Source organism: Nocardia crassostreae, from assembly GCF_001613405.1.
GTDB lineage: Bacteria > Actinomycetota > Actinomycetes > Mycobacteriales > Mycobacteriaceae > Nocardia > Nocardia crassostreae.
On record NZ_BDCH01000009.1, the window covers coordinates 18905 to 42554 of the forward strand.

Below are 23650 nucleotides of genomic sequence, written 5' to 3' on the forward strand. Positions count from 1 at the left end.
GAACTAGATTCTGGTCATGAAGATTCGAGATCGGTTGCTGCTGGCAGCCGAGCGCCAGTTCGCGGAACACGGCGCCCTCGATGCCACGCTCACCCAGATCCGCGATGCCGCCGGCGCCAGTGTCGGCGCGCTCTACCACCACTTTCCGGACAAGGCGGAGCTGTACCGGCAGGTCTGGGCGCATGCGCTGACCGATTACCAGCGGCATTTCTGGGAGGCGGTGCGCGACAGCGCGGACGCCGAGGCCGGGGTGCGCGCCGGTGTCACCGAGCATCTGCGCTGGGTGACCGAAAATCGGTACCGCGCACAGATACTCACCGCCGCCCGCCCGCCCGGCCTGCGCGACGACGACGCCAACAAGGAGTTCATGCGCGGCGCGGCGCGCTGGTGGCGCACCCATGCGTCCTACGGCGCGGTGCGCGAACTCGACTTCGACCTGCTCTACGCCCTGTGGCTGGGCCCGGCCCAGGAGTACTCGCGGCAGTGGCTCGGCGGTGACATCGGGACCGCGCCGATCGAGGTCGCTCCGCAACTGGCCGATGCGGCGTGGCAGGTACTGCGTTCCCCCCGAACAGATTCCACGGAAGTGATGCCATGACAGTTGAACTCGATCTGGATCTCGGACAGAAAGTCCTTGCGGCGCAGCCGTTCAGCCAATTGGTCGGCGCACAGCTGACGGCCTTCGGCGACGGCCGCGCCACCCTCGAGATCCCCATCCGCCCCGAACTCGGTCAGCAGTTCGGCTATGTGCACGGCGGCGTACTGGCCTATGCGGCCGACAATGCCCTCACCTACGCGGCGGGCACGGTGCTCGGCGCGAACGTGCTGACCGGCGGTTTCACCATCACCTATATGCGCCCGGCCGCGGGTGTCCGGCTGCGCGCCGAGGCCACGGTCGTGGACGCCACCCGCCGCCAAGCGGTCTGCCGCTGCGAGATCTTCGCCGACAGCGCGGACGGCGAGTCGGTGCTCTGCGCCGTCGCGCAGGGCACCACCCGCAGTGTGGAACGAGACCTCAACGGGAACGGCGGAACCAGGTCAGCGGTGAGCGATACGCATAGCGCGCCTTGACCGTTCCGGTCTCCACCTGACCCTGCACCCGAATGAGCGGTGCTCCCGGGAAGCGCGGCAGCGTCACCTTGTTCGCCACGGTGCCGCCGCCGCGCGCCACGCCGTCGAGGTCGATGCGCCAGCCGCGCGGCACGATCATCACGATCGCCCCCGCACCGGCGTGCACGTGCACGTCGATCTCCCGGCGCACGCAGTGGGCCCGTGTGAAGTCGATCACGAGCTTTCCGGAAACGGATTCGGCGACAAGAGTTTTCGGTACCGTCCATTGGTCGTCGGTGCGTGCGGTCCCGCTGTCCACGCGTAGCCGCAACGGTGGTTCCGGCGCCGGTTGCCGGGCAGCCCCGGACCCGGTGGCGGGCGTGCGCCAGAGCGCCTCAGCGCGCAACTGTTCTGTGGTACGGCTCACCGAAACTCCTTCCCCGGCATGTGAAACGATGATCTTGCCGATGCCAGGGAAGTCGAATTATGCCGTACAGCTGGACTTTTCGGACCAGCAGGCGTCTAACAGTACGGTCACATCCCGGTGTCGCTCCGGCCGTGAACGCTTCAGCGGCGACCCAGGTGCACGCTGACCGCGCCGAGCATGTACACATCGTCGCGTGTGCCGATATAGGTGTCGGCCGCCGGATCCAGCAGCGCCGCGAGGGTCGCGCGATCCTGCTCGCCGAGCTCGTCGCCCACATGCTCGCGCATGGAATCCAGTCGGGCCGTGATGGTTTCGCGAATCGCGGGGGAAGCCGGTGCCGGATGATCGATGAGCACGCTGAACGAGGTCACCTCGCCGAGCCCGGCCTTGGTCAGCGCCGTGCCCCAGCCGTAGGGCATCGGCACGGCCTCGGCGATCTCGGCGCGCATGTGGCCGAAGCGCTCATCGCGCATGGCCAGCAGCCGATCCTCCAGCCCGGGTGCGCCCACCCCGAGGTCCCACGGCAGGTACCGGGTCGGCAGCCCGCCCTCCGACAGCGCCAGCCAGCCGCCGGGCCGCACCAGCTTGGCGAGCCGATCCACCCCGTCCTGCTGATCGGGCAGATGATGCACCATGCGCGACGCCCACACCAGATCGGCCGCGGGCACCGTCCGCACCACATCATCGGATGTGGCGTCCACGAGCAGGGTTTCGATGGTCACCCGCTCATCGCCGCCGAGCGTGTCCGCCGCCGCGCGCCGGGCCACCTCCAGCAATTCCGGCACCGCGTCGGCAATGACCAGCCGCCCGCCGCCGCGCCCGGCCAGCTCCCGCGCGAATGCCGCGCTCTGCCCGCCGGTCCCCGCGCCGATGTCCACGATGGTCGGCCGTTCGCCGTCCGCCCGCAGCAGTCCGATCAGCCGTTCCGCGATCCGCGTCGCGCCCGCCGCCCCCATGGCGTCGTCCTGCTGGAGATGGGCGATCTTCTCCGCCCAGTCGATCCCGTCCTGGGTGACCAGGCCGACGGTGTCCTGAATGGAGCGCCCGGTCAGCTCCCGCACATCCGCGCCGCCCAGCCGCACGGCCCCGGAGTCGATATCGTAGAGCCGCGAAACCAGTTGGGCGATGGTGGATTTCCCGGCCCCGGAGGAGCCGACCAGCGCCACCATCTGCCCGGGCTCGGCGCGCAGCGAAACCTCGTGCAGCACTTCCTCACCGCCGCGGGTGTCCAGCGTCGCCACATCCTCGAGCGAGGCCAGCGACACCTTGTCGGCGGACGGGTAGCCGAAGCTCACCCGATCCAGTTCCACCGACACCGGCCCGTCCGGCACCGGCCGGGCATCGGGCGCGTCCTCGATGAGCGGCTTCAGATCCAGCACCTCGAAGACCCGCTCGAAGCTCACCATGGCAGCCATGATGTCCACCCGCGCGCTGGCCAGCGCCGTGAGCGGCGAGTACAGCCGGGTGAGCAGCAGCGAAAGCGCCACCACCGCACCGGGTTCCAGCTTGCCGCGCAGCGCCAGATAGCCGCCCAGCCCATACACCAGCGCCAGCGCCAGCGCCGACACCAGCGTGAGCGCGGTGACGAACATGGTCTGCAGCATGGCGGTGCGCACCCCGATATCGCGCACCCGTCCGGCCCGCACCGCGAACTCGGTGGACTCCTGGCGCGGCCGTCCGAACAGCTTCACCAGGGTGGCGCCCGGTGCGGAGAAACGCTCGGTCATCTGCGTGCTCATGGCGGCGTTCAGCTCGCTGGCCTCGCGCTGGATACCGGCCAGCCGCTCGCCCATGCGCCGCGCGGGCAGGATGAACACCGGCAGCAGCACCAGCGCCAACAGCGTGATCTGCCAGGACAGGCGCAGCATGACGATCAGGGTGAGCAGCAGTGTGACCACATTGGTGACCACGCCCGACAGGGTGGAGCTGAAGGCCCGTTGCGCCCCGATGACGTCATTGTTCAACCGGCTCACCAGTGCGCCGGTCCGGGTGAGCGTGAAGAAGGCGACCGGCATCTTCTGCACGTGATCGAAGACGGCGGTCCGCAGATCGAAGATCAGTCCCTCGCCGATACGGGCCGACAGCCACCGGATGACGAGTCCGAGTCCGGCGTCCAGCACCGCCACCACCGCGATGATCGCCGCCAGCGTGATGACGGTGCGCGCCGCACCGCCGCCCACAATGGCGTCGACCACCCGCCCGGCCAGCACCGGCGTGGCCACCGCCAGCGCCGCCGAGGCGATGCTGAACACCAGAAAGGCCGCGAGCCGCCGATGATGCGACTGCGCGAACGCCAGAATCCGCCGGGCCGTGACCAGCCGCAGCGGCCGCTGTTCGGTCGGCGCGTTCATCTGCCGGTACAGCTGATTCCACGCCACGGATTCAATACTCATCCCGCACTCCTCACCGTCGGAGCTCCATCGAACCCCAGGCCACCGACACTAAGACCTCAACAAAGGTTCAGATCAAGGGCTTCCGGGGCGGAGTTCGCCCAGAGCGAACCGCTAGTCGGTGAGGGTCTGTTCGACCACATCCAGGAAGGCGTCCACCTCGCGCTCGTCGTATCCGCGCTGCCCGAGGCGCGGCCGCCGGAACGCGGCCGCGCGCACCTCGCCCGCGGTGAGGTGATCGGCGCCGCGCAGCGTGGCCTCGACCCGGTCGAGAAAGGCGTCCACATCGCTCTCGCGATAGCCGCGCACCCCGAACGGCGGTTTGCGGAACGCCACACCGTGTACATCGTTTGCGCTGAGACTCATTTGTGCCCCCTCGGGACGGCTGATCGATCCATTGTCGTCGCCGCGCCGCGGCTTTGCGGTGCATTCGCCGAGAGCCGAATCGCGTGGAATGCATGCGGCGATCCGGTGGCGTCATAGGCTGGCCGAGTGACCGATTCGGTGGTGCGTGCCCTGCGCGACAGGATCGCGGGTGAGGTGGACGCCTCACCGCGTCGGCGCGCGGAGTACTCCTCCGATGCCTCCAACTATCGTGTGCTGCCCACCGCGGTGGTCTTTCCGCGCACCGAGGCCGATGTGTCCGAGACGCTGGCCTTCGCACGCGCCGAAGGACTGGCGGTCACCGCGCGGGGCGGCGGTACTTCGGTGGCGGGCAATGCCATCGGGCCGGGGCTGGTGCTGGATTTCAGCAGGCATATGAACGCCATTCTCGAGGTGGACGCCGAGAGGCGGACCGCGCGGGTGCAGCCCGGTGTCGTCCTGGCGGCCGTGCAGCGCCGAGCGGCGCCGCACGGCCTGCGCTTCGGACCGGATCCGTCCACGCAGAATCGGTGCACGCTCGGCGGGATGATCGGCAACAATGCCTGCGGGCCGCGCGCGGTGGCCTGGGGGCGGACCTCGGACACCGTGCGGGAGCTGCGGATTCTCGATGGCGGCGGGGTGGAGCGGCGGCTCGGCGACGATGTGTCGGTGGTGCCGGGGCTGGCCGGGTTCACCCGCGCGAATCTCGCGGTGATCCGCACCGAGCTGGGCCGATTCGAGCGGCAGGCGTCCGGCTACAGCCTGGAACACTTACTGCCGGAACGGGGTTCGTCGATCGCCAAGACTTTCGTCGGCACCGAGGGCACCTGCGGGCTGCTGCTGGAGGCGACGGTCGAGCTGGTACCGGTGCCCGCCGCCACCGTGCTGGTGGTGCTGGGTTATCCGGATATGCCCAAGGCCGCCGACGATATCGCCGCCGTCATGGCGGTCGCGCCGATCGCGGTCGAGGGCATGGACGCCCGGCTGGTGAATGTGGTGCGCGCGCATCGCGGCACGGCGCCGGAGCTGCCGCGCGGCGGCGGCTGGCTGCTGGTCGAGATCGCGGGCGAGACCGCCGAGCTGACCCGGGACGCGGCCGAGCAACTGCGGCGCTCGGTGCACGCGGTGGACTCGCGGATCGTCGTGGACAAGGCCGAGGCGCAGGTCCTCTGGGGCATCCGCGCCGATGGGGCGGGCTTGGCGGGCAGCACCCCCGATGGCCATCCCGCTTGGTCGGGCTGGGAGGACGCCGCCGTCCCACCCGATCGGCTCGGCGACTACCTGCGCGAATTCGAGCAGCTCACCCGCGAGCACGGCGTCGACGGCCTGCTGTACGGCCATTTCGGCGACGGCTGCATCCACGTCCGTCTCGATCTCCCGATAGCCGATGCGCCGCAACGCTTCCGTTCCTTCCTGGAGGATGCGGCCCGGCAGGTCGTGAAGTTCGGCGGCTCCCTCTCCGGCGAGCACGGCGACGGCCGCGCCCGCTCGGAACTCTTGCGCCACATGTACTCCCGGGAGGCGCTGTACGCCTTCGCCGGATTCAAGGCGCTGTTCGATCCGGATAATGTGCTGAATCCGGGTGTCCTGGTCGATCCCCGGCCCATCGACGCGGATCTGCGGGTGGCGGGCCTGCGCGCACTGCCGATGGCCGGTGGCTTCGCCTATCCGGGGGACGGCGATATCGCCGCCGCCGTGCACCGCTGCGTGGGTGTCGGCAAATGCCGCGCCGACACCCGCGCCTCCGGCGGTTTCATGTGCCCGTCCTATCTGGCGACCGCCGATGAGAAGGACAGCGCCCGCGGCCGCGCGCGCGTCCTGCAAGAGGTGGTGCGCGGCGCGCTCGACTGGCGCTCGGACGCTGTCGCCGAATCCCTCGATCTGTGCCTGTCCTGCAAGGCCTGTCACTCCGACTGCCCGGCCGGAGTCGATATGGCCACCTACAAATCCTAAACCCTCCACCGCCGCTACCGGGGCCGTCCGCGCCTCGTCGACCACTACACCCTGGGCCGCCTCCCGCAGTGACTGTCCGCCGCCACCCGCATGCCCCGGGCGCTCAATGCGCTGGCCGCCGCGGGTCCACTACGCCGAATCGGACTGCGCGCGGCGGGAATCGATCCGCGCCGCCCGATCCCGGCGCTCGCCGACTCGTCGTTCCGGCGCGCCTTCCGCCGGAATCGACAGCGGGGTCGAGTGGAACACGCCGGGATGAAAGGGGTGGGGGTGCCCGGCCCGGTGATGCTGTGGGTCGATACGTTCACCGACGCGTTCGACCCGGAGATCGCCCGGGCCGCAGTCGAATTGATCGAATCGCTGGGCCACGAGGTGCGCATTCCGGAGCGCCGGGTGTGCTGCGGGCTGACCTGGATCAGCACCGGGCAACTGGACGGTGCGCGGAAACGCTTGCGGGCCACCGTGGCGGCCCTGGACGAGCACGTGCGCGCGGGCGGCGTGGTGGTCGGCCTGGAGCCGTCGTGCACGGCGGCGCTGCGCGCGGACCTGCCGCGGCTGCTGCCGGACGACGACCGGGCCGCGGCCGTCGCGTCCGCCGTGCGCACCCTCGCCGAATTCCTCGAGGCCGAGCCCGGCTGGCAGCCGCCGGACCGCACCGGGCAGACGGTGATCGTGCAGCCGCACTGTCACGAACATGCCGTCTCCGGATTCGCCGCGGACCGTCGCATTCTCGAAGGCACCGGTGCGACAGTGCGGGAACTCAGCGGATGCTGTGGGCTGGCCGGGAACTTCGGCATGCAGCGCGGCCATTACGAGGTATCGGTCGCCGTCGCCGAGAACGGCCTGCTGCCCGCGCTCCGGGACGCGGCTCCGGACACCATCCTGATCGCGGACGGATTCTCCTGCCGGACGCAGGCCGACCAGCTGGCCGGGCGCTCGGCCCAGCACCTGGCCCAGTTCCTGGGCAGGGCGCCGAACGGCCGAAGCTGAAGTCGCGGGAGGCGGACTAGCATGTCCGGGTGACTTCAGCGCCGACCGCCACCGCGTGCACCCGCACGGTGCGGTCGCAGCGCCCCTTCGATCTCGCGGCCACCATTACTCCCCTGCGCCGGGGTTTCGGCGATCCGTGCCATCGTGAGACGCCGGACGGCGCGCACTGGCACGCCTCGCGCATGCGCAGCGGCCCGGTCACCTACCGGCTGCGGCAGGGCGACCGGCACAGTGCCGAGGCCAAGGCGTGGGGTCCGGGCGCGGAGGAGTTCCTGGAGCAGCTGCCGGTCATGTTGTGCCTGGACGAGGACGTCACCGACTTCGCCCCCGAGCATCCGAAGGTCGCCGAGGCCCATCGCCGCAATCCGGGGCTGCGGATGCTGCGCACCAATCTGGTGTTCGAAGCACTCGTCCCGGCGGTGCTGGAGCAGAAGGTGCACACCAAGACCGCGCACGACTCCTGGCGAAAACTGTTGTGGCGCTATGGAACCCCCGCGCCCGGCCCGGCGCCGCAGGGCCTGCGGGTCATGCCCGATGCCGAGACCTGGCGATACATCCCGTCCTGGGTCTACCACCGCGCCAATGTCGGCCCGCAGCGCTCGAAAACCATTGTGCTGGCATCCCGTATGGCCGCGAAGCTGGAGGAAGCGGCCCAACTCGGCCCTGCCGAGGCCGCCCATCGCCTGCAAACGGTCCCCGGCATCGGCGTCTGGACGGCCGCCGAGATCGCCCAGCGCGCCTTCGGCGATTCGGATGCCTTGTCCGTGGGCGATTTCCACCTCGCCTCCATCGTCGGCTGGACCCTGCTGGGCCGCCCCATCGACGACGCCGCCATGGTCGAATACCTGGAACCGCTACGCCCACACCGCTATCGCGCAGTCCGCCTGCTCGGCCTGGCCGGTTTCGCCCACAAACCCAAGTTCGGCCCCCGCACCTCATACACCGACCACAGCCGCATCTGACGCTATCCCCTCAAAGGAGCTGTTGTGTCTGAACTTCTCATCAGCGGTGTCGAAGGTCTGGAAGGCCGGTGGCTCCGTCCAGTGCGCCCGCGTCGAGAATCTCCCTCGGTATGGCCGCCACGCCGATCGCCACCGGCGCGCACATCCACGGCAGCGCGTACACCACCCGCAATATCGTCCCGACGGTGAACCCGAGTACCGTCTGCGCCGGAACCACCAGTGCGGTCAAGGCCAGCGTCACCACCACCGAATGCCCGAATCGCCGGTCCGTCAGGACCGCGCGCCAGTTATCCAGCCCGGTGAATTCGATGGGCCCCAACAGATTCCAGCTGTGTAGGCTCAGCCACAGCACCACCGCGATCGGAACGAGCAGGAATGCGCCGACACCGATCGAGCTCGGCAGCAACAGGGCGTAGCTCGTGGCGATGCGCGTTCGCCGGTCGTGCGGAACCGTCCGGTTCATGATCGTGACGCTACCGGCGAGCCCGCACTTCGCATGCGAGCCCGCACCTGGTTGGCGCATGATAATTTTGCCCCGTCTAGGCGGGGGCCCACGAGACGGCAGGGGACGGCGTCGATGAGAATTCAGCCACGACAGCAGATTCTCAGTGTGTGGCGGTCATTGCTGACCGCCTGCTACCGGGACGGCGAATGGGTGTGGGGCGGTAAGGACGGCGCCAATTCCATCAGCGACGCCGAACAGCTGTTGTGCCTGCTCTACCTGGCCACCGAGATCGAGGGCTTCGAGCTGGACCGGCCCGACGATATTTCCGACGATATCCGCGCCGCGCTCGCCCCGATGGGCAACGGCCCGCGCATAGGCGCGACCCTGGTGCAGATCTTGGAGGACTACATCGACCGCTACACCACCGTGATCGAGGTGGAAGCGGGCATGAAGAAGGACATTCCGGTCTTCTCCGCGGGCAGCTATCTGGCCTCGGCCGAGGAGCACGACCCGACGCCGGAACAGCGCGCCCTCGATGTCGTCGACTCCTACTCCATGTCGCTGACGCTGTGCCTGGCCGCGCTGAAGTTCCTGCGCGGCTTCCAGCTGTTCGTCGGCGGGCAGGCCCGCCGCGAGGGCCGGGAGCTGTCGGCCCGCATCAAGGTCCTCGACGAGCGCATCAATACCCGCCTCACCGCCGCCATGGTGGGCCTGGTGCGCAGTTTCGTGGTGAACACCGTGGCCCCGGAGTCGCCCGAGGGCCGGGCCATGCTGTCCATGCTGAATCAGACCGGCGCACCGACCGATTCGGTGGTCGAGGCCGTCGCCCGCCGCCTGGAACGCGTGCGCATCCGACTACGCAACTCCATCACCCTGAGCCAGACGCCGGACGTGGACCTCTACGACGAGGGTCTGCTGTTCGAATGCGGCTGGAGCTGGAGTCTGGTGCGCGAGGCCGAGCCCATCGAGTTCATCGACATGCTCATTGCCGCCGAGGCCGGTTACGCCGTCGCCCGCCCGTATCTGCATTTCACGGTGGTGGCCCTGGACGGCATCAACGACCTCACCTCGGTCCGGACCCGGGAACTCGATCTGCTCGACGCGCAACAGCGCCGCCTCGCCGAGGCGCTGCAACTGCGCTGGGATCTGGCGCAGCGCTACTGGTCGGCGGTGGCGCGCTTCGGCACCGGCCGCTGGCCGCTGCAGGACATTCCGTGGCGCACCTCCGACGGGGAGGAATCGGACTATTTCAGTCTCATCGTGACCGCCGTGCTCATGCAGGATCTGCTCAACCGCGAGGCCAGTGACGACGATTTGAACAGGGCCGCACCGGTTCTCGACGAACTGGCCCGCCGCGGCCGGATCGTCAGCCGCATGACCGAGAACGATCCGGCCCGCGCCATGCACGATCCGGGCGTGCGCCTGCGCCTGCACGGCAGTCAGGACGTGAACGGCGGCACCCTGCTGGTGTGGACCGTATCCGATTACGCCACGGTGCTTTTGAAGCGCACCCTGCAGGTCGCCCGGCTCTCCGGCACCATGGAGACCCGCGACCGGCTCATGGCGCTGGCCCAGGACATCATGGACCATCTGGACCGCCGCGCCTTCCGAGAGGGCCGCAGCACCGGCCTGTGGGACGATCCGCACCGTCTGTTCGGCGGCGCCGAAGGCCACGAGCCCTCCTGGTATCTGACCGAGCGCGTGATCGAATGCCTGGTGACCGCGGCCCGCATGTTCCAGGATCCGCCGCTGCGCTCGCCCATCCTGGTGCTGCGCGCCATGGAACTGCTCACCGAGGCCGAGCATCTGCTGAATCGGGAACTGCTCGAGCTCAGCGAGAAGGACATCACCCCCAATCGCCGGGCGCTGGCCTCGGCTGAACGGCGGCTGGAGCGGGCCCGCGGACTCATCGACGAACGTCCCGGCACCGCACTGAGTCTCGCCACGCAGGCGCTGCTGGAGCTGGACGAACTCGTCTACGCCCGTCTCGACGCCACCAGGAGAGTGTGACGTGCTGGTGTTCTCGGCTTCGGACAAGGGCGGCACCGGCCGCTCTGTCACCAGCGTCAATATCGCGTACCAGCTCAGCATGGACGGGATGAAGGTCGCGTACCTGGATTTCGATTTCGGCTCACCCACGGCGGGCGCCATCTTCGAGATCAGCCGCGTGGATCGGGGCACCCCCGAGGACAATGGCCTGCACTCCTATCTGCTCGGCGATTCCGCGCCCGCGGCGCGGTTGAGCGTCCGCTCGGAGACCGACCGCACCGAATTGGCGCATTCCCGGCACCAGTCCGGTCGGTTGGTGCTGTTCCCCGGCGATCGCGGCGGCGGCGAGTTCGCCAATATCGACGAGACCACCGTGCGCCGCTGCACCGAACTGCTGGTCACCTGTGAGCAGGAATTCGACGTCAACCTGGTCGATTTGAGCGCCGGGCGCTCCATCGCCCTCATGCTGGCCTTGCGCGCGACCGGTACCTGGCAGCTGTCCGCCGCGGTGGTGCGCTGGCTGGTGTTCCACCGCTGGACCCGCCAGCACATCGTGGCCGCCCACGGCCTGGTGCACGGCCCGCACGGGCTGCTGGAGACCGGCGCGGCCTGTAGACACGAGCCGGAACAACTGCTGGAATCGATACGGTACGTGCGGACGGCGGTGCCGGATCTCAATGACGAAGCGGCCGGTCTGCGGCCCGCGCAGGCAGCCTGGTTGCAGGAGCAGAATGCCACCCTGAACCGGGCCGCCACCCGATATCGATTGGGCGCCACCGTCGTTCTCGGCGCGACGCCCCTCGAACCGATGCTGCAATGGCGCGAGCAGGTGATCCTGGACGCCGATGTGTCCGCGCGGATCGCGAACGAGAAAACCGTCATCGCCTTCCGCGAGCTCGCCGACGGGCTCACCAACCAAGCCGTCTGGGAAAGGCTGGGATGACAATGAGTTCCGCGACCGATTACAGCGAGGCCGGTGAACGCAATCGCGTCGCGGGCCAGCCACTGTCGCACCTGTCCATCGAGGCCGGGCATTTCTACATGGACGATCTGCTCAATGGCGAGGACCGGATCAAGGCGCAGCTGCGGCGGGTCGCCCCGCTGGTGGAGGCCTACACCCAGGTGGCCCGCGCCGAATTCGGTCCGGGCGCGCGGGTGAGCACCTGCTTCCTGGTCGACGACTACTTCAAGCACGACACCGACCCGGCCGAGATTCTCACCAAACTGCTGCACGCCGCCGACGAATGCGGCGTGCGCATCGACTATCTGGCCCGTGAGGCGGGCTGCGCCGAGGTGCCGGTCTTCATCGACAGCGAACCCATCGGCGATCCCATCCGGCTGGCGGAGATGATGGCGGCGCGCATTGTCGCCGAACCGGACGAGAACTCCACCGGCCGCCGCCCGCCCACCGCCGAGAGCGGCTGGCTGTGCAATGGCCGGCGCTCCTCGGAATACGATCCGCACCAGGCCACGCAGGTCCGGCCCTATCGCTCGCCGGAGGAGTTCGGCGCGCGCAATCATTCGATCTTCCTGGATGTCCAGCTGTGGGACCGGCGCACCGAGGAGATCGGCGGCGAACCGGTGGAGCGCACCCGCTGGTCCTGCCCGTTTCTCGCGTCCATCTGGCAGTTGTTACGGCTGGGCATGATTCGGCACGAGGGTGCGGTGGTGGCGGCGCCGCAGGCCTGGACCGAGCCGTGGCCGGAGGACTGGTGGAAGCTGCCCGCGGTCATGAAGCTGAATCCGCAGGCCGCCCCGTTCGCCGCCTATCGCGCGGTGTCGGTGCTGCCGCACGGCTATCTCGGCATCGAGCACGCGGTGCGGGTGATCCTCGCCCATTTGCAGCTCGACGAGGAGGTCTACACCAAACTCGCCGAACGTGTTGCGGCCGAACGGATTCCGGTGACGGTCCCGCGGTCGGTCACCCAGCGGCTCAACCATGTTTTCCTCGGCGACGCGTGAGCGCGCCATGAGCGATCCGCTGGTTCTGCTTGGCGAGGTGCGGACGGGTCTGCTGCCGTCCGCCGATCCGCTGGCGCCCCGCGAAGCCGCCGACCTGTTGGCGCTGCTCCCCGGTCAGCGGGTGCTGTTGCGGGAACGGCCGGTGGCGCTGGCCATCTCGCCGAGTTCGGCGGTGGGCGTGGACTGCCAGCTGGCCACCGTCTCGCGCTCGCAGTCCCGGGCAATAGGCACCGTGGCCTCGCATGCGGTGCTGTTGGGCGGCCGCATCGTGCAGAGTTCCTCGGTCACCCGGGTGGTGCGGGCCACCGATTCCAATCGGCGGCCGTGGGCGCACTACCTGACACAGATCGGCTCGCTGGAACTGATTCCCCGTCTCGGTGACGACACCGCCGCCGCGGTGGATCTCACCGAGGGTTTCCTGGAGGCGTCCAGCGGCACCACGCTGGACCTGGGTTCCATCAGTGACCGGCTGCTCACCCGGGTCCGCATCGATCCCGGCCTGGATCAGCGGCCGCCGGTCCGCGCCGCCACCACCCGATTGCGCTGGGCCGCGCGGGTGGCCCCGCCGGTGGGCGGCGGGCCCCGCAGCCGCACCCTGTTCGCCTTCCGCCTTGAGGACGAGACCACCCGCACCGTCCGCATCATGGTGCCGACGGTCCGGGATCTCGCGGTGGTGCAACGGTTCTGCGAGGATCTGGCCGCGCACGACTGGCTGCTGACCATTGTCGGCGCCACGCTCGGCGATGCCGCCCAGGCCGTGCCCAATCGTGATGCGGTGGCCCTGCTCTCCCCCGTCCTAGAACAGCTCGTGCACCTGTGGATGCCCGGCGCGCACACGCCGCCGCGCCTGCGCGAGCTGTGGACGCGCCTGGAATCCGATCCGGGTTTCTCCCGGCAGTGGACGGCGCAGGTCGGTCAGCTGCGCGACCGCCTGGCGGTGGCGACGCTGGAAGCGCTGCGCAACTCCAAGATCAGCACCGCCGAATGGTGATCACAATCGGAACCAGCGCCGCACCAGCAGGGCGAAGAACACCGAGGTGGTCACGGTCGCCAGGTACGACTCGCTGATCAGGATGATCCGCCCGCCGGGCCCGAACTTCTCGGTGTCCCCGGGCCCCAGCGGATTCAGATAGTTCACCAGCACCTCGTACATATCGGTGGTGAACGGCTGCTCCGACGCGAACGAGAGCGCATAGACGAACACACCCAACTGCATCGCGATCCACGACAGCATCCGAAACGGCCGATACCCGTAGCCGCACACCAGATCCGGAAACCAGCCCAGGATCCGCCGCCACGCCACCGGCTGCGCCAGCCGCCGCGCCCGCGCCAGGGCCAGCCCGCACCGATCCTCGGCATCGGTGTCCTCATCGCCGCGGTACAGCCCGCTCGCCCGCTGGAAGGCCAGCGCGGCATGCGCGGGCAGCCCCGCGGGCCCGAGCCGCCGCCCGAGCCGCTCGTAGTTCTCCGCCAATGCCCGCTGCTGCGTCCGGCTCAGGCGCAGCGGCCCGCGGAATTCCACCTCGGCCGCCAGCAATGCGGTCAGCAGCGTCCCGATCGGCACCGCCTCCGTTTCACCCGTCGCGGTAGGCCGCAGCGGCAGATACAGATGCCCGAAAACCAGACTGTCCCCCACCCGCCGAATCCCGGGCGGATCATAGGTCGCCACCACCTCCTCGACCTCCACGGCGAACACATCGAGCAACGGCCGTTCGGTCACGCGCCGCCGCAGCCGATGCGGCTGCTCCAGGAATTCGCCGACCCGTTTGGCATACCGCTGCGCATGCCGTTCGATCCGCGTGCTCATGGCCGCGACGAACCGCGACGGCGGCGCTTTGTCGAGCATGATCAATGGTAAAGCCTGTGTACCAAGATATCTCGGGGCTCATCAGGCCCGAAATAGTCGATCTCGTGATCAGCCCACACAAACCCGACCTCCTTATAGAGGTGGTAGGCAATGCGATTGCCGGGATAGGCGGTCACGAACACTTGATCCACGTGTGCGTCATGACAGATCGCCAGGCTGGTTTCCAGGAGAGCGCGCCCATAGCCGCGGCCTGTGCAGGACCTGGCGACGGCGAATCCCACGAACCAGGCGGTGTCATGCGTAGTGATGGCGGTCAGAACGTAGCCGCACACCCGGCCCTTGTCCTCGGCAACGATCCACTCCGTCCCGTGTAGCTCAAACAGTTGGCGCAGGACGAAGTATGGATACGCGAGACGTTCTAGCTCCTTTGTCTCGATCGAATGGATCGCAGCCAGATCCGCCCTACGTGCGACTCTGAGCGATGGAGCTTGTGGTTGTTCGAAGGCCAACAACGGTGTTCCGTTCTCCTGAACTCACGCGATCCTGAGGACAGGGTCACTGTCAGGTTCCTGCTTCGCAGAGGCTGCTTGCCCACCAGCGGCGACGCCGCTGCCAGGTAGAGGCGGAGAACTCTCCGCAGGCTGGCACCGAGGAACTCCCGGCGCATTCAACCTATCCAGATTCGTCGCCGCGTTGATGTCTCGGTGATGACCGATGCCGCAGTTCTCACAGTTCCACTCCCGAACATTCAGCGTCATGCGTTGCTTGGTTTTCACACGGCATGAACTGCATGTCTTGGAGCTAGCGAACCAGCGATCTGCGACTACAAGGATGCGTCCGGTCCTGGCGGCCTTGTACTTGAGTTGGCGTCGGAACTCGTAGAACCCAGCATCCGAAACGGATTTTGCGAGTCGGTGGTTGTGCGCCATCCCGCGAACGTTCAAGTCCTCGATCGCGATCGAGTCATAGTTGGCTACCAGGGATGTCGTGAATTTGTGGAGCCAGTCTGCTCGAGTATCCGCGACTGCCGCATGAATCTTCGCGACCTTACGGCGAGCTTTCGCGCGATTCGAAGAACCCCTCCGTTTCCGGCTCAATGCTTGCTGGGCACGTCTCAGCCTTCGCTCGACCTTACGTAGCGCTTGCGGTGTCGCACATAGTGAGCCGTCCTGTGTGGCGAACTCGCGAACCCCGACATCCACACCTATGGTTCGCCCGGTCGTGGGGAGCCGCGTCAGCTCCTGGACCTCGATCGTCAATGCAGCAAACCACTCGCCTGCACGGTGGGAGACCGTTATCGCCTTGATAGAGCCATCGAACCGCGGCGGCTCTGACATCGTGATCCAGCCGACGTTCGGGACACGGAGCCGGTTCCCGGCGACGGCAAACTGCCCACGCGACAGTTTGAACGAGTCGCGCACACCCTTCTTCTTGAATTTCGGGTATTTCGCGCGATGTTCGAAGAAGTTGCCGAACGCGCGACCGAGGTTGATCAACGCCTCCTGCGGAGCGCATTTGGTGGACTCCAGCATCCACGGGAACTCGTCCCGCTTCACCGCGTTCAGGACCCGGCGGGCCTCCAGTTGGCCGGGCGCGGTGTCACGATCACCCGCTTTGTACTTCTCGTACTCGGACTGCCACCAGGCCAGGCCCCAGTTCCATGCGAATCGGGCGCACCCCGCGGCGCGAGCGAGACCAGTCGCCTGAACGTTGTTAGGTTCGAGGCGGATCTTGTTGCTACGCAGCAATTCCTGAACCTCTTTCATCCGAGGCTCTGTCAGTTCAGCTGAGCAGAACGACAGCTGCCGTGTTCCCCTTCACCGGCGCGGGATGCGATGAACTCCAGGGTAAGCGGCAAATCGGGCGATGGGGTGCGGTTCGGCCCGGTCGCCGTCTGTGAGCGATGGGCCGAACCGCGCTGCGGCACGCGGCGGAACACGCCACCGGCACCCGGAGGGGAGGTGCGGGGCGATCGAAAGGTGCATGCGGCAGCGTTTATCGCGGCTGGGGGCCTTCCCCGGTCGTCCCCGGTCGCGAAGTCAGAGGCCTGCCGCCGGTCTCACGGCAGGGCGCGCTCGTCGAGAACGCACCGCCCTTCCTCCACCAGCGTCGCGCGGGCCCGCCGTCGCACCTTGCAGGTTTCGACGGTGCAATCCAGATGCAGTTGCATTGCTGAGTGGGCTTCTTCGGCGCTCATGACCCCGGGATCTCTGCGACAGCGCAGCAATCCGGCGACATGCATGTTCAGGGCGGTCAGCTGCATGACTCCTCGTTCCTACGTGGTTCCTGAAGTGCCCGGAGCATTTCAGTAAAGGAAAGGGGCCTAGCGACTACCGCTCCGGGCACATCACCAGCACACCACGAGCAGACGCCCGGCGGGCGAAAATCGCTACGGAGAACGCAAAATTGCGCGAATTCCCAGCACCGGATCCGCTCGGGGGAGGAAGATTCTCCATAGTGGACGAAGCCCCCCGCCACTCGTGTATCGGACATGAGGACGTGCGCCGGGCGGGAGCCGTTGTACCGCAACACTATCGCACCTGGTCAGGGGGACCCGTGGTGGCGCAGGCGGCTCACGCTCGCGATGAGAACGGAGTGTGCAGTGTCGGAAAGCCCCGCGTCATCGACCTTGCCCCGCCGCCAGCTCGGGCGCTATTTACGGGACTGGCGCATCCAGGCGGGCCTCACCATCGCCGAGGCCGCCAAGCTCATGGAATGGGGCGCCAGCACGCTACAGCGGCTGGAAAAGGGCAATGCCGACCGCATTCGCACCATCGATATCCAGGAGCTGTGCCGGATCTACGGCATACCGGACGAAATCACCGAGGGGCTCAAGGCTTTGGCGCAGCAGGCGGCCGTCAAGAGCTGGTGGCACTCCTACGGCGATCTCATCCCGCAGAACTTCGACGTCTATGTGGGCCTGGAAGCATCCGCGCAGCAGTTGTCCTGCTACCAATCGGAATTGGTGCCCGGACTGCTGCAGACCGCCGAGTACGCAAGGGCCCTGAACCGGCTCGGCTATCCGGATGACAGTGCGGCGGAACTGGATAGGCGGGTTCAACTGCGGCTGCAGCGGCAGGCGCTGATCACCCGGCGCATGCATCCGGCCGCGGTCGCCATGGTGTTGCACGAATCGGTATTGCGTCGTTCGGTGGGAGGTGCAAGGGTGATGGCGGCGCAAATCCGGCACTTGGCCGAACTGAGCACCCGGTCCAATGTCGCGCTGCGCATCCTGCCCTTCAGCGCCGGTGTCCCACTGGGACTTTCGACCGGTCCGTTCGTGATTCTGGAGTTCGGAACCGACGGCAAGGGGCAACCGGTGGAGCCCGCGGTCGTCTATGTGGAGGGGTTCACCGGCGATCTGTATCTCGAAAGACAGGGCGATGTCCGGCGTTATCGCCGGGCGCAGGAATGCCTGGAGCACTGCGCGCTGGACATCCAGGACAGCAGAAACCTGCTGCGGCAGGTGGCGAAGGAGTATTCGGCATGAGCAATGATCTGGCGGCTGCCCGGTGGTTCAAGAGCAGCCGGAGCGGAGCGGGCAAGGAGTGCGTCGAGGTCGCATTCCTGGCCGATGAACGGGTCGGCGTGCGGGACAGCAAGAATCCTGCGGGCCCGGCGCTGGTCTTCGGCGCGGGCGAGTGGGATTCGTTCACCGCGGGCATAGAAAACGGCCTCTTCGAGAGGTGATCTGCGGGGAGATCACGAATCGGCACCTGTTCCGCAACGAAAATATGTTTGCCTGGGCTAAGCATGGGTATCCAACTATGCGTGGACCGAGGACTCAAAAATTATCACCGTCCCCGGTACCGGAAAATTGGCCCGGACGATTGGGTGGAACGACTGATCGTCGGACTGCTCTTCGCGGTATCGGCAGTAGGCGTTTACATACTCACCGGAGCATTGATGTCGGCGCTCGCCGTGGGTGTTCTCGTCGGCGCGGTCGCGCTAGGCGTGGTAGCGATGTTGTGATGTTCCCTTTCACCCGTTGAACGAAGTGGCCCGCAGGTCGCAGACCTGCGGGCCATTCTTTCGTCTCAGCGCCGGAACAGCTTGTTGCCCAACCACACTATGGGGTCGTAGCGCTTGTCCACGACCCGCTCCTTGAGCGGGATGAGGGCATTGTCGGTGATCTTGATGTGTTCCGGGCAGACCTCCGTACAACACTTGGTGATATTGCAGAGCCCCAATCCCGCGTCTTCCTGGGCGAGCTCGCGCCGATCCGCCACGTCCAACGGATGCATTTCCAGTTCGGCGATGCGCATCAGGAATCGCGGCCCGGAGAACGCCTGCTTGTTCTCCTCGTGATCGCGCACCACGTGACAGGTGTTCTGGCACAGGAAGCATTCGATGCACTTGCGGAATTCCTGCGACCGCTCCACATCCTGCTGCTGCATCCGGTACTGCCCCGGCTTCAGATCCACCGGCGGCGTGAAGGACGGAACTTCACGCGCCTTCGTGTAATTGAAGGACACATCGGTGACCAGATCCCGGATGATCGGGAAGGTGCGCATGGGCGTCACCGTCACCACTTCGTCCTGGGTGAAGGTGGACATGCGGGTCATGCACAGCAGCCGCGGCCGTCCGTTCACCTCGGCCGAGCAGGATCCGCACTTACCGGCCTTGCAGTTCCAGCGCACCGCCAGATCCGGCGCCTGGGTGGCCTGCAGCCGGTGGATGATGTCGAGCACCACCTCGCCCTCGTTCACCTCCACGGTGAAGTCCTGCAGTTCGCCGCCGTCGGTGTCGCCCCGCCACACCTTGAACTTCGCGTCGTAACCCATGGCTATTCCGCCTTTCCGGCGCCGTCCCGCGCGGGCGCGAGTTCGGCTGGGCTGTAGTACTTTTCGAGTTCCGCCGGATCGAACAGCTGCAACAGATCGGTCCGCATGGGTTCCTGGTCCTCGGGCGTCACCGTCACCGAGGGCACCGAGAAGCCGACCTCGTCCGGATCCACCCGGCAGACCAGCAGCTTGCTGCGCCAGACCGGATCCATTCCCGGATGGTCGTCGCGGGTGTGGCCGCCGCGGCTCTCGGTGCGCAGCAGCGCCGCCCGCGCCACGCATTCGCTGATCAGCAGCATATTGCGCAAGTCCAGGGCCAGATGCCAGCCCGGATTGAACTGCCGATGTCCCTCGATGGTGACGGTGTCGTAGCGATCCCGGAGTTCCGAGAGCTTCTCGATGGCCTGTTTCAGCTCGCCTTCCTTGCGGATGATGCCGACCAGGTCGTTCATGGTCTGCTGCAGGTCCATGTGCAGTGTGTAGGGGTTCTCGCCCGGGGAATCCTGCGGCGAATCGAAGGGCGCCTCAGCGGATTTGGCGGCCGCCGCCACATCGGAGTCGGAGATCTTGGGCCGCGCGGCCAGCTGCTCCACATAGGTGGCCGCGCCGAGTCCGGCACGGCGCCCGAAGACCAGCAGATCGGACAGCGAATTGCCGCCCAGCCGGTTGGAGCCGTGCAGGCCACCGGCGCATTCTCCGGCCGCGAACAGTCCGGGCACCGTGGCGGCCTGGGTGTCCGGATCGACCTCGATGCCGCCCATGACGTAGTGGCAGGTCGGCCCGACCTCCATGGGCTCCTTGGTGATGTCGACGTCGGCCAGTTCCTTGAACTGGTGGTGCATGGACGGCAGCCGCTTCACGATCTGGTCGGCGGGCAGGCGGGACGCGATGTCGAGATAGACACCGCCGTGCGGGGTGCCGCGGCCCGCTTTGACTTCCTCGTTGATGGCGCGCGCGACCTCGTCGCGCGGGAGCAGATCAGGGGTGCGGCGGGCGGAATCGTTGTCCTTCAACCACTGATCCGCCTCCTCGATGGTCTCGGCGTACTGGCCCTTGAAGACCGGCGGGATGTAGTCGAACATGAACCGCTTGCCATCGGAGTTCTTCAGCACGCCGCCGTCACCGCGCACACCCTCGGTGACGAGGATGCCCTTCACGCTGGGCGGCCAGACCATGCCGGTCGGATGGAATTGCAGGAACTCCATATTGATCAGCGTGGCCCCCGCCCGCATGGCGAGCGCGTGTCCATCGCCGGTGTACTCCCAGGAGTTGGAGGTCACCTTGTAGGACTTGCCGATACCACCGGTGGCGATCACGATGGCGGGCGTCTCGAAGAGGATGAACCGTCCCGATTCGCGCCAATAGCCGAAGGCGCCGGAGATGCGGTCGCCGTCCTTGAGCAGTTCGGTGACGGTGCATTCCTGGAATATCTTGATGCGCGCCTCGTAGTCCCCGGTCTGCGCGAAATCCTCCTGCTGCAGCGCCACGATCTTCTGCTGCATGGTGCGGATGATCTCCAGACCGGTGCGGTCGCCGACGTGCGCGAGCCGCGGATAGGTGTGCCCGCCGAAGTTGCGCTGGCTGATCCGCCAGTCCTTGGTGCGGTCGAACAGCGCGCCGTAGGTCTCCAGCTCCCACACCCGATCGGGGGCCTCCTGGGCGTGCAGTTCGGCCATGCGCCAGTTGTTGAGGAACTTGCCACCGCGCATGGTGTCCTTGAAATGGGTTTGCCAACTGTCCTTTTCATTGGCATTGCCCATGGCGGCCGCGCAGCCGCCCTCGGCCATGACGGTGTGCGCCTTGCCGAACAGGGATTTGCACACCACCGCCACCGAGAGCCCGTGCTCGCGGGCCTCGATGACCGCACGCAGGCCGGCGCCACCGGCACCGATCACGACGACGTCGTACTTGTGCCGTTCGACTTCAGGCATGGAACCGAATACTCCTGACAGACAAAGGGAATGGTGGTCAGCCGATGAATCGGAGATCGCTGATGGTGCCGCTCGCGACGAGCATGACGTAGAAGTCGGTCAGCACCAGGGTGCCGAGCGTCGTCCAGGCCAGCAGCATGTGCCGGGTATTGAGCGCCGACACCGCGGTCCAGAACCGGTAGCGCACCGGATGCGCCGAGAAGTGCTTGAGCCGCCCGCCCGCGATATGGCGGCAGGAGTGGCACGCCAGCGTGTACGCCCACAGCAGCAGCGCATTGCCGGTGATGACGAGTGAGCCCAGGCCCATTCCGAAGCCGCCGTCCTTGGCATGGAAGGACAGAATCGCGTCATAGGTATTGACGACCGCGACAATCCCGGCGATATAGAAGAAGTACCGGTGCGCGTTCTGGATGATGAGCGGAAGTTTGGTCTCGCCGGTGTATTTCGCGTGCGGTTCGGCCACCGCGCAGGCGGGCGGCGAGAACCACACCGCCCGGTAGTAGGCCTTGCGGTAGTAGTAACAGGTGAGCCGGAACAACAGCAGGAACGGCAGCACCAGGAAGCCCAGCGGGATCCACCCCGGCAGCTCACCCAGCGGCGTCCCGAAATGCGCGGATCCCGCGACGCAGGAATCGCTGATGCACGGTGAGTAGAACGGTGTCAGGTAGTGATAGTCGTTCACCCAATATGCCGTGCGCACAAAGGATCTGATGGTCGCGTAGATCACGAACGCGGCCAGTCCGGCCACCGTGGCGGCCGGCGGCACCCACCAGCGGTCGGTGCGCAGCGTGCGTGCGGCAATGGCGGCGCGACCCTTGCTGAAAACTCCGGTTGTGCTCGATTCGGGAGCCTTGATCGGTGCGGCGCTCACTGCTGGATGCCTCGCTGCTCTATCCCGTGGAACGTCATCGTTACCTCCGGCATCGAATGTGATGGTGAGCACCTTACGACAGGGCAGCTATCAACCGCGTTCGGTACTGCGATTTCGTGATCGCGTGATTTGCGCCACATTTTAGAAATTCTGCGGTTAATCGTTCGCTTAGTGAACAAACGTCTATCTCACGAACGTGGCAGCATCCCAGTGAGATTCGAATACCCGGGATGGGCACGTCCGGAACGGCGCGATTTGCGATGCGCCGGGCGTCACACGGCAGCAACAACACTGTGGTGCCCTGTCCCGGAAGCTAGACAACCCTCGCGAGGGGGGAGCCGGTGATGAGCGTGAAGGGAGCCGGTTGATGAGGAGAGCCGCGATTGTGATGCCCATGCGCACGCCCGTCGGTCTGCCGGGGGGTGCGCTGGCGGCGGTGGCGCCGCAGCGCCTGATCTCCACGGTGCTGACCGCGGTGGTGGGCCGGGCGGGCATGGATCCGAGTCGCATCGAACAACTCGTCGCGGCGGTGCCCGATCCACACGCGGTGCGCGGCGCGGCGCCGCTCGCGGGTCTGTCGCCCGGTATCGGGGAGTTCCCGATCGGTGGCGGTCCGGGCGCCGGACTGCGCGCCCTCGTCACCGCGGCAATGATGGTGCAAACCGGTTCGGCCGACGTCGTTTTGGCCCTCGGCGCCGAATACCCCACGGGGACAGGCGCATCCGAGCCACGCATACCGAGTCTGTCGGGCCCGCAGGGTCTCGCGGGCCCGCCCCGCGCCACTTTCACCTCGATGATGGGCGCCGCGGCGCAGGCCCCGGAACCGGAAGCCACCACCGATGAGCATCTCGCGGTGTGGGCGGCCGCCGAAACCGCCCGCGGCCCGCTGGAATCCCAGTACACCGAACTGCTCGCCCACCACTTCGGCATCACCCGCGCCGACGCCGACGAGTTCGCCGCCGCCAGCCATCGCCGCGCCGCCCGCGCCCGGCGGCAGGGCATCTTCGGCGCCGAGACCGCGCCGGTGGTGGTGAATGCCGTGCTGGAGGACGTGAATTCCGGTGTGGTGCAACTGGTCGATCGCGACGAGGGCCTGCGCGACGATGTCTCGCACCGCGCCTTCGCCATGCTGTCCCCGTTCCAGCCCGGCGGGGTGAGCACGGTCGGCAACAGCAGCGCCCGCACCCTCGCCGCCTCGGCCTGCCTGGTGGTGGCCGAGGAGCGCCTGGTCGATCTGGGCCTGGAGGCCATGGGCTATCTGGTCGGCTGGTCGTCGGGCAGCACCGGTGACACCGCCGCGGTGGTGCCCGCCGCCGCGGTGGCGGTGGACAAGGCCTTGGCGCGCTGCGGTTTCGGGGTCGAGGATCTGGACCTGGCCGAGATCGAGGAGACCAGCGCCGTGGAGGTATTGGCGCTCACCCGGACGTGGGAGCGCGACGGCTGGAAGTTCGATGCCGAGGAACGCCTGAACGTGCACGGCGCGGCCATCGCCCTCGGCGATCCGGGCGGGGCGGCCGGGCTGCGCATGGTGACCACCCTGCTCCACGAACTATCCCGGCGCGAAGGCGGATACGGTCTGGCCGCCACCCCCACCGGCCCCTCCCAAGCCCTGGCCGCCGTCTTCGAATCCGCCCACGCCATCCCGGTCGCGCCCACCCCGTGCGGGGCACGCTTCCACGGCGGCGGCCGCCGGGGCCGCTCCGGCCGTCACCGCGCGTAGGGAGCG

Annotated in this window: 20 protein-coding genes and 2 pseudogenes; 11 read left to right on the top strand and 11 right to left on the bottom strand. The window is 67.4% G+C overall.

The window, feature by feature from the left end:
• Positions 1 to 16 precede the first annotated feature (16 nt).
• Both NC4_RS04540 and NC4_RS04545 read left to right on the top strand, forming a co-directional pair.
• The gene (locus tag NC4_RS04540) at positions 17 to 598 is read left to right on the top strand and encodes a TetR/AcrR family transcriptional regulator (protein ID WP_067532698.1); all 582 of its coding nucleotides are present in this window, start codon (positions 17 to 19) and stop codon (positions 596 to 598) included.
• Positions 595 to 1071, top strand: coding sequence for a PaaI family thioesterase (locus NC4_RS04545; protein WP_067532701.1), 477 nt, complete (start codon positions 595 to 597; stop codon positions 1069 to 1071). Before NC4_RS04540 ends, NC4_RS04545 begins: the two co-directional genes overlap by 4 nt.
• Here the strand turns inward: NC4_RS04545 and NC4_RS04550 are convergent.
• The 3 genes from NC4_RS04550 to NC4_RS04560 all read right to left on the bottom strand — a co-directional run bounded on the left by NC4_RS04550 (position 1016) and on the right by NC4_RS04560 (position 4233).
• Positions 1016 to 1477 carry a hypothetical protein gene (locus NC4_RS04550; protein WP_157554276.1) on the bottom strand — a complete coding sequence of 154 codons (462 nt, stop codon included), beginning with the start codon at positions 1475 to 1477 and terminating at the stop codon, positions 1016 to 1018. The two genes, NC4_RS04545 and NC4_RS04550, sit on opposite strands and share 56 nt — an antisense overlap.
• Before the next feature lie 140 nt (positions 1478 to 1617).
• The gene (locus tag NC4_RS04555) at positions 1618 to 3870 is read right to left on the bottom strand and encodes an ABC transporter transmembrane domain-containing protein (RefSeq protein ID WP_169814722.1); all 2253 of its coding nucleotides are present in this window, start codon (positions 3868 to 3870) and stop codon (positions 1618 to 1620) included.
• 111 nt (positions 3871 to 3981) lie between these two features.
• The gene (locus tag NC4_RS04560; protein WP_067532707.1) at positions 3982 to 4233 is read right to left on the bottom strand and encodes a DivIVA domain-containing protein; all 252 of its coding nucleotides are present in this window, start codon (positions 4231 to 4233) and stop codon (positions 3982 to 3984) included.
• Between the two features lie 126 nt (positions 4234 to 4359).
• On the opposite strand from NC4_RS04560, the pseudogene NC4_RS45060 reads away from it, so the two are divergent.
• Together NC4_RS45060 and NC4_RS04570 are read left to right on the top strand one after the other, a co-directional pair.
• Positions 4360 to 7173: pseudogene (locus NC4_RS45060) on the top strand (FAD-binding and (Fe-S)-binding domain-containing protein).
• Between the two features lie 29 nt (positions 7174 to 7202).
• On the top strand, positions 7203 to 8135 hold the full coding sequence (locus tag NC4_RS04570) for a DNA-3-methyladenine glycosylase family protein (protein WP_067532710.1): 933 nt from the start codon (positions 7203 to 7205) through the stop codon (positions 8133 to 8135).
• Between the two features lie 118 nt (positions 8136 to 8253).
• Here NC4_RS04570 and NC4_RS04575 read toward each other — a convergent pair.
• Positions 8254 to 8598: pseudogene (locus NC4_RS04575) on the bottom strand (carbohydrate ABC transporter permease); the annotation flags it as partial.
• Positions 8599 to 8712: 114 nt separating this feature from the next.
• Here NC4_RS04575 and NC4_RS04580 point away from each other — a divergent pair.
• The 4 genes from NC4_RS04580 to NC4_RS04595 are packed head-to-tail and all read left to right on the top strand — an operon-like array spanning position 8713 to position 13522.
• Complete coding sequence (locus tag NC4_RS04580; RefSeq protein WP_067532717.1) at positions 8713 to 10590, top strand: SCO2524 family protein; 1878 nt, start codon at positions 8713 to 8715, stop codon at positions 10588 to 10590.
• Between the two features lies 1 nt (position 10591).
• Entirely contained in the window at positions 10592 to 11512 is a 921-nt protein-coding gene (locus NC4_RS04585) for an SCO2523 family variant P-loop protein (protein WP_067532720.1), read from the top strand.
• 2 nt (positions 11513 to 11514) lie between these two features.
• Positions 11515 to 12531, top strand: coding sequence for an SCO2522 family protein (locus tag NC4_RS04590; protein ID WP_067532724.1), 1017 nt, complete (start codon positions 11515 to 11517; stop codon positions 12529 to 12531).
• A gap of 7 nt (positions 12532 to 12538) precedes the next feature.
• Positions 12539 to 13522, top strand: coding sequence for an SCO2521 family protein (locus tag NC4_RS04595; RefSeq protein WP_067532728.1), 984 nt, complete (start codon positions 12539 to 12541; stop codon positions 13520 to 13522).
• Here NC4_RS04595 and NC4_RS04600 read toward each other — a convergent pair whose 3' ends face one another.
• From NC4_RS04600 to NC4_RS04615, 4 genes are all read right to left on the bottom strand, one after another.
• Positions 13523 to 14377, bottom strand: a complete 855-nt coding sequence (locus tag NC4_RS04600) for a hypothetical protein (protein WP_067532731.1) — start codon at positions 14375 to 14377, stop codon at positions 13523 to 13525.
• A gap of 2 nt (positions 14378 to 14379) precedes the next feature.
• Positions 14380 to 14850 (bottom strand): GNAT family N-acetyltransferase, encoded by a 471-nt coding sequence (locus tag NC4_RS04605; RefSeq protein ID WP_084528480.1) that lies wholly within the window; start codon positions 14848 to 14850, stop codon positions 14380 to 14382.
• Positions 14851 to 14871: 21 nt separating this feature from the next.
• On the bottom strand, positions 14872 to 16104 hold the full coding sequence (locus NC4_RS04610; protein WP_218020911.1) for an RNA-guided endonuclease InsQ/TnpB family protein: 1233 nt from the start codon (positions 16102 to 16104) through the stop codon (positions 14872 to 14874).
• A 293-nt stretch (positions 16105 to 16397) separates the two neighbouring features.
• Positions 16398 to 16601, bottom strand: a complete 204-nt coding sequence (locus tag NC4_RS04615; RefSeq protein WP_067532734.1) for a hypothetical protein — start codon at positions 16599 to 16601, stop codon at positions 16398 to 16400.
• 339 nt (positions 16602 to 16940) lie between these two features.
• On the opposite strand from NC4_RS04615, the gene NC4_RS04620 reads away from it, so the two are divergent.
• Positions 16941 to 17828: a helix-turn-helix domain-containing protein gene (locus tag NC4_RS04620; protein ID WP_067532737.1), complete on the top strand. Its 888-nt coding sequence runs from the start codon at positions 16941 to 16943 to the stop codon at positions 17826 to 17828.
• Complete coding sequence (locus tag NC4_RS04625) at positions 17825 to 18028, top strand: DUF397 domain-containing protein (RefSeq protein WP_067532740.1); 204 nt, start codon at positions 17825 to 17827, stop codon at positions 18026 to 18028. The genes NC4_RS04620 and NC4_RS04625 overlap by 4 nt, the downstream gene beginning before the upstream one ends.
• A gap of 347 nt (positions 18029 to 18375) precedes the next feature.
• On the opposite strand, the gene NC4_RS04630 is transcribed toward NC4_RS04625, so the two are convergent.
• From NC4_RS04630 to sdhC, 3 genes are read right to left on the bottom strand one after another with little or no spacing between them, the layout of a single operon-like run.
• Positions 18376 to 19122, bottom strand: a complete 747-nt coding sequence (locus tag NC4_RS04630) for a succinate dehydrogenase/fumarate reductase iron-sulfur subunit (RefSeq protein WP_067532742.1) — start codon at positions 19120 to 19122, stop codon at positions 18376 to 18378.
• A 2-nt stretch (positions 19123 to 19124) separates the two neighbouring features.
• Positions 19125 to 21053, bottom strand: coding sequence for a fumarate reductase/succinate dehydrogenase flavoprotein subunit (locus NC4_RS04635; protein WP_067532745.1), 1929 nt, complete (start codon positions 21051 to 21053; stop codon positions 19125 to 19127).
• A gap of 37 nt (positions 21054 to 21090) precedes the next feature.
• Positions 21091 to 21924, bottom strand: a complete 834-nt coding sequence (sdhC, locus tag NC4_RS04640; RefSeq protein WP_067532748.1) for a succinate dehydrogenase subunit SdhC — start codon at positions 21922 to 21924, stop codon at positions 21091 to 21093.
• Between the two features lie 388 nt (positions 21925 to 22312).
• Between sdhC and NC4_RS04645 the strand changes: the two genes are divergently transcribed.
• Entirely contained in the window at positions 22313 to 23644 is a 1332-nt protein-coding gene (locus NC4_RS04645) for a thiolase family protein (protein WP_067532751.1), read from the top strand.
• Positions 23645 to 23650: the final 6 nt, after the last annotated feature.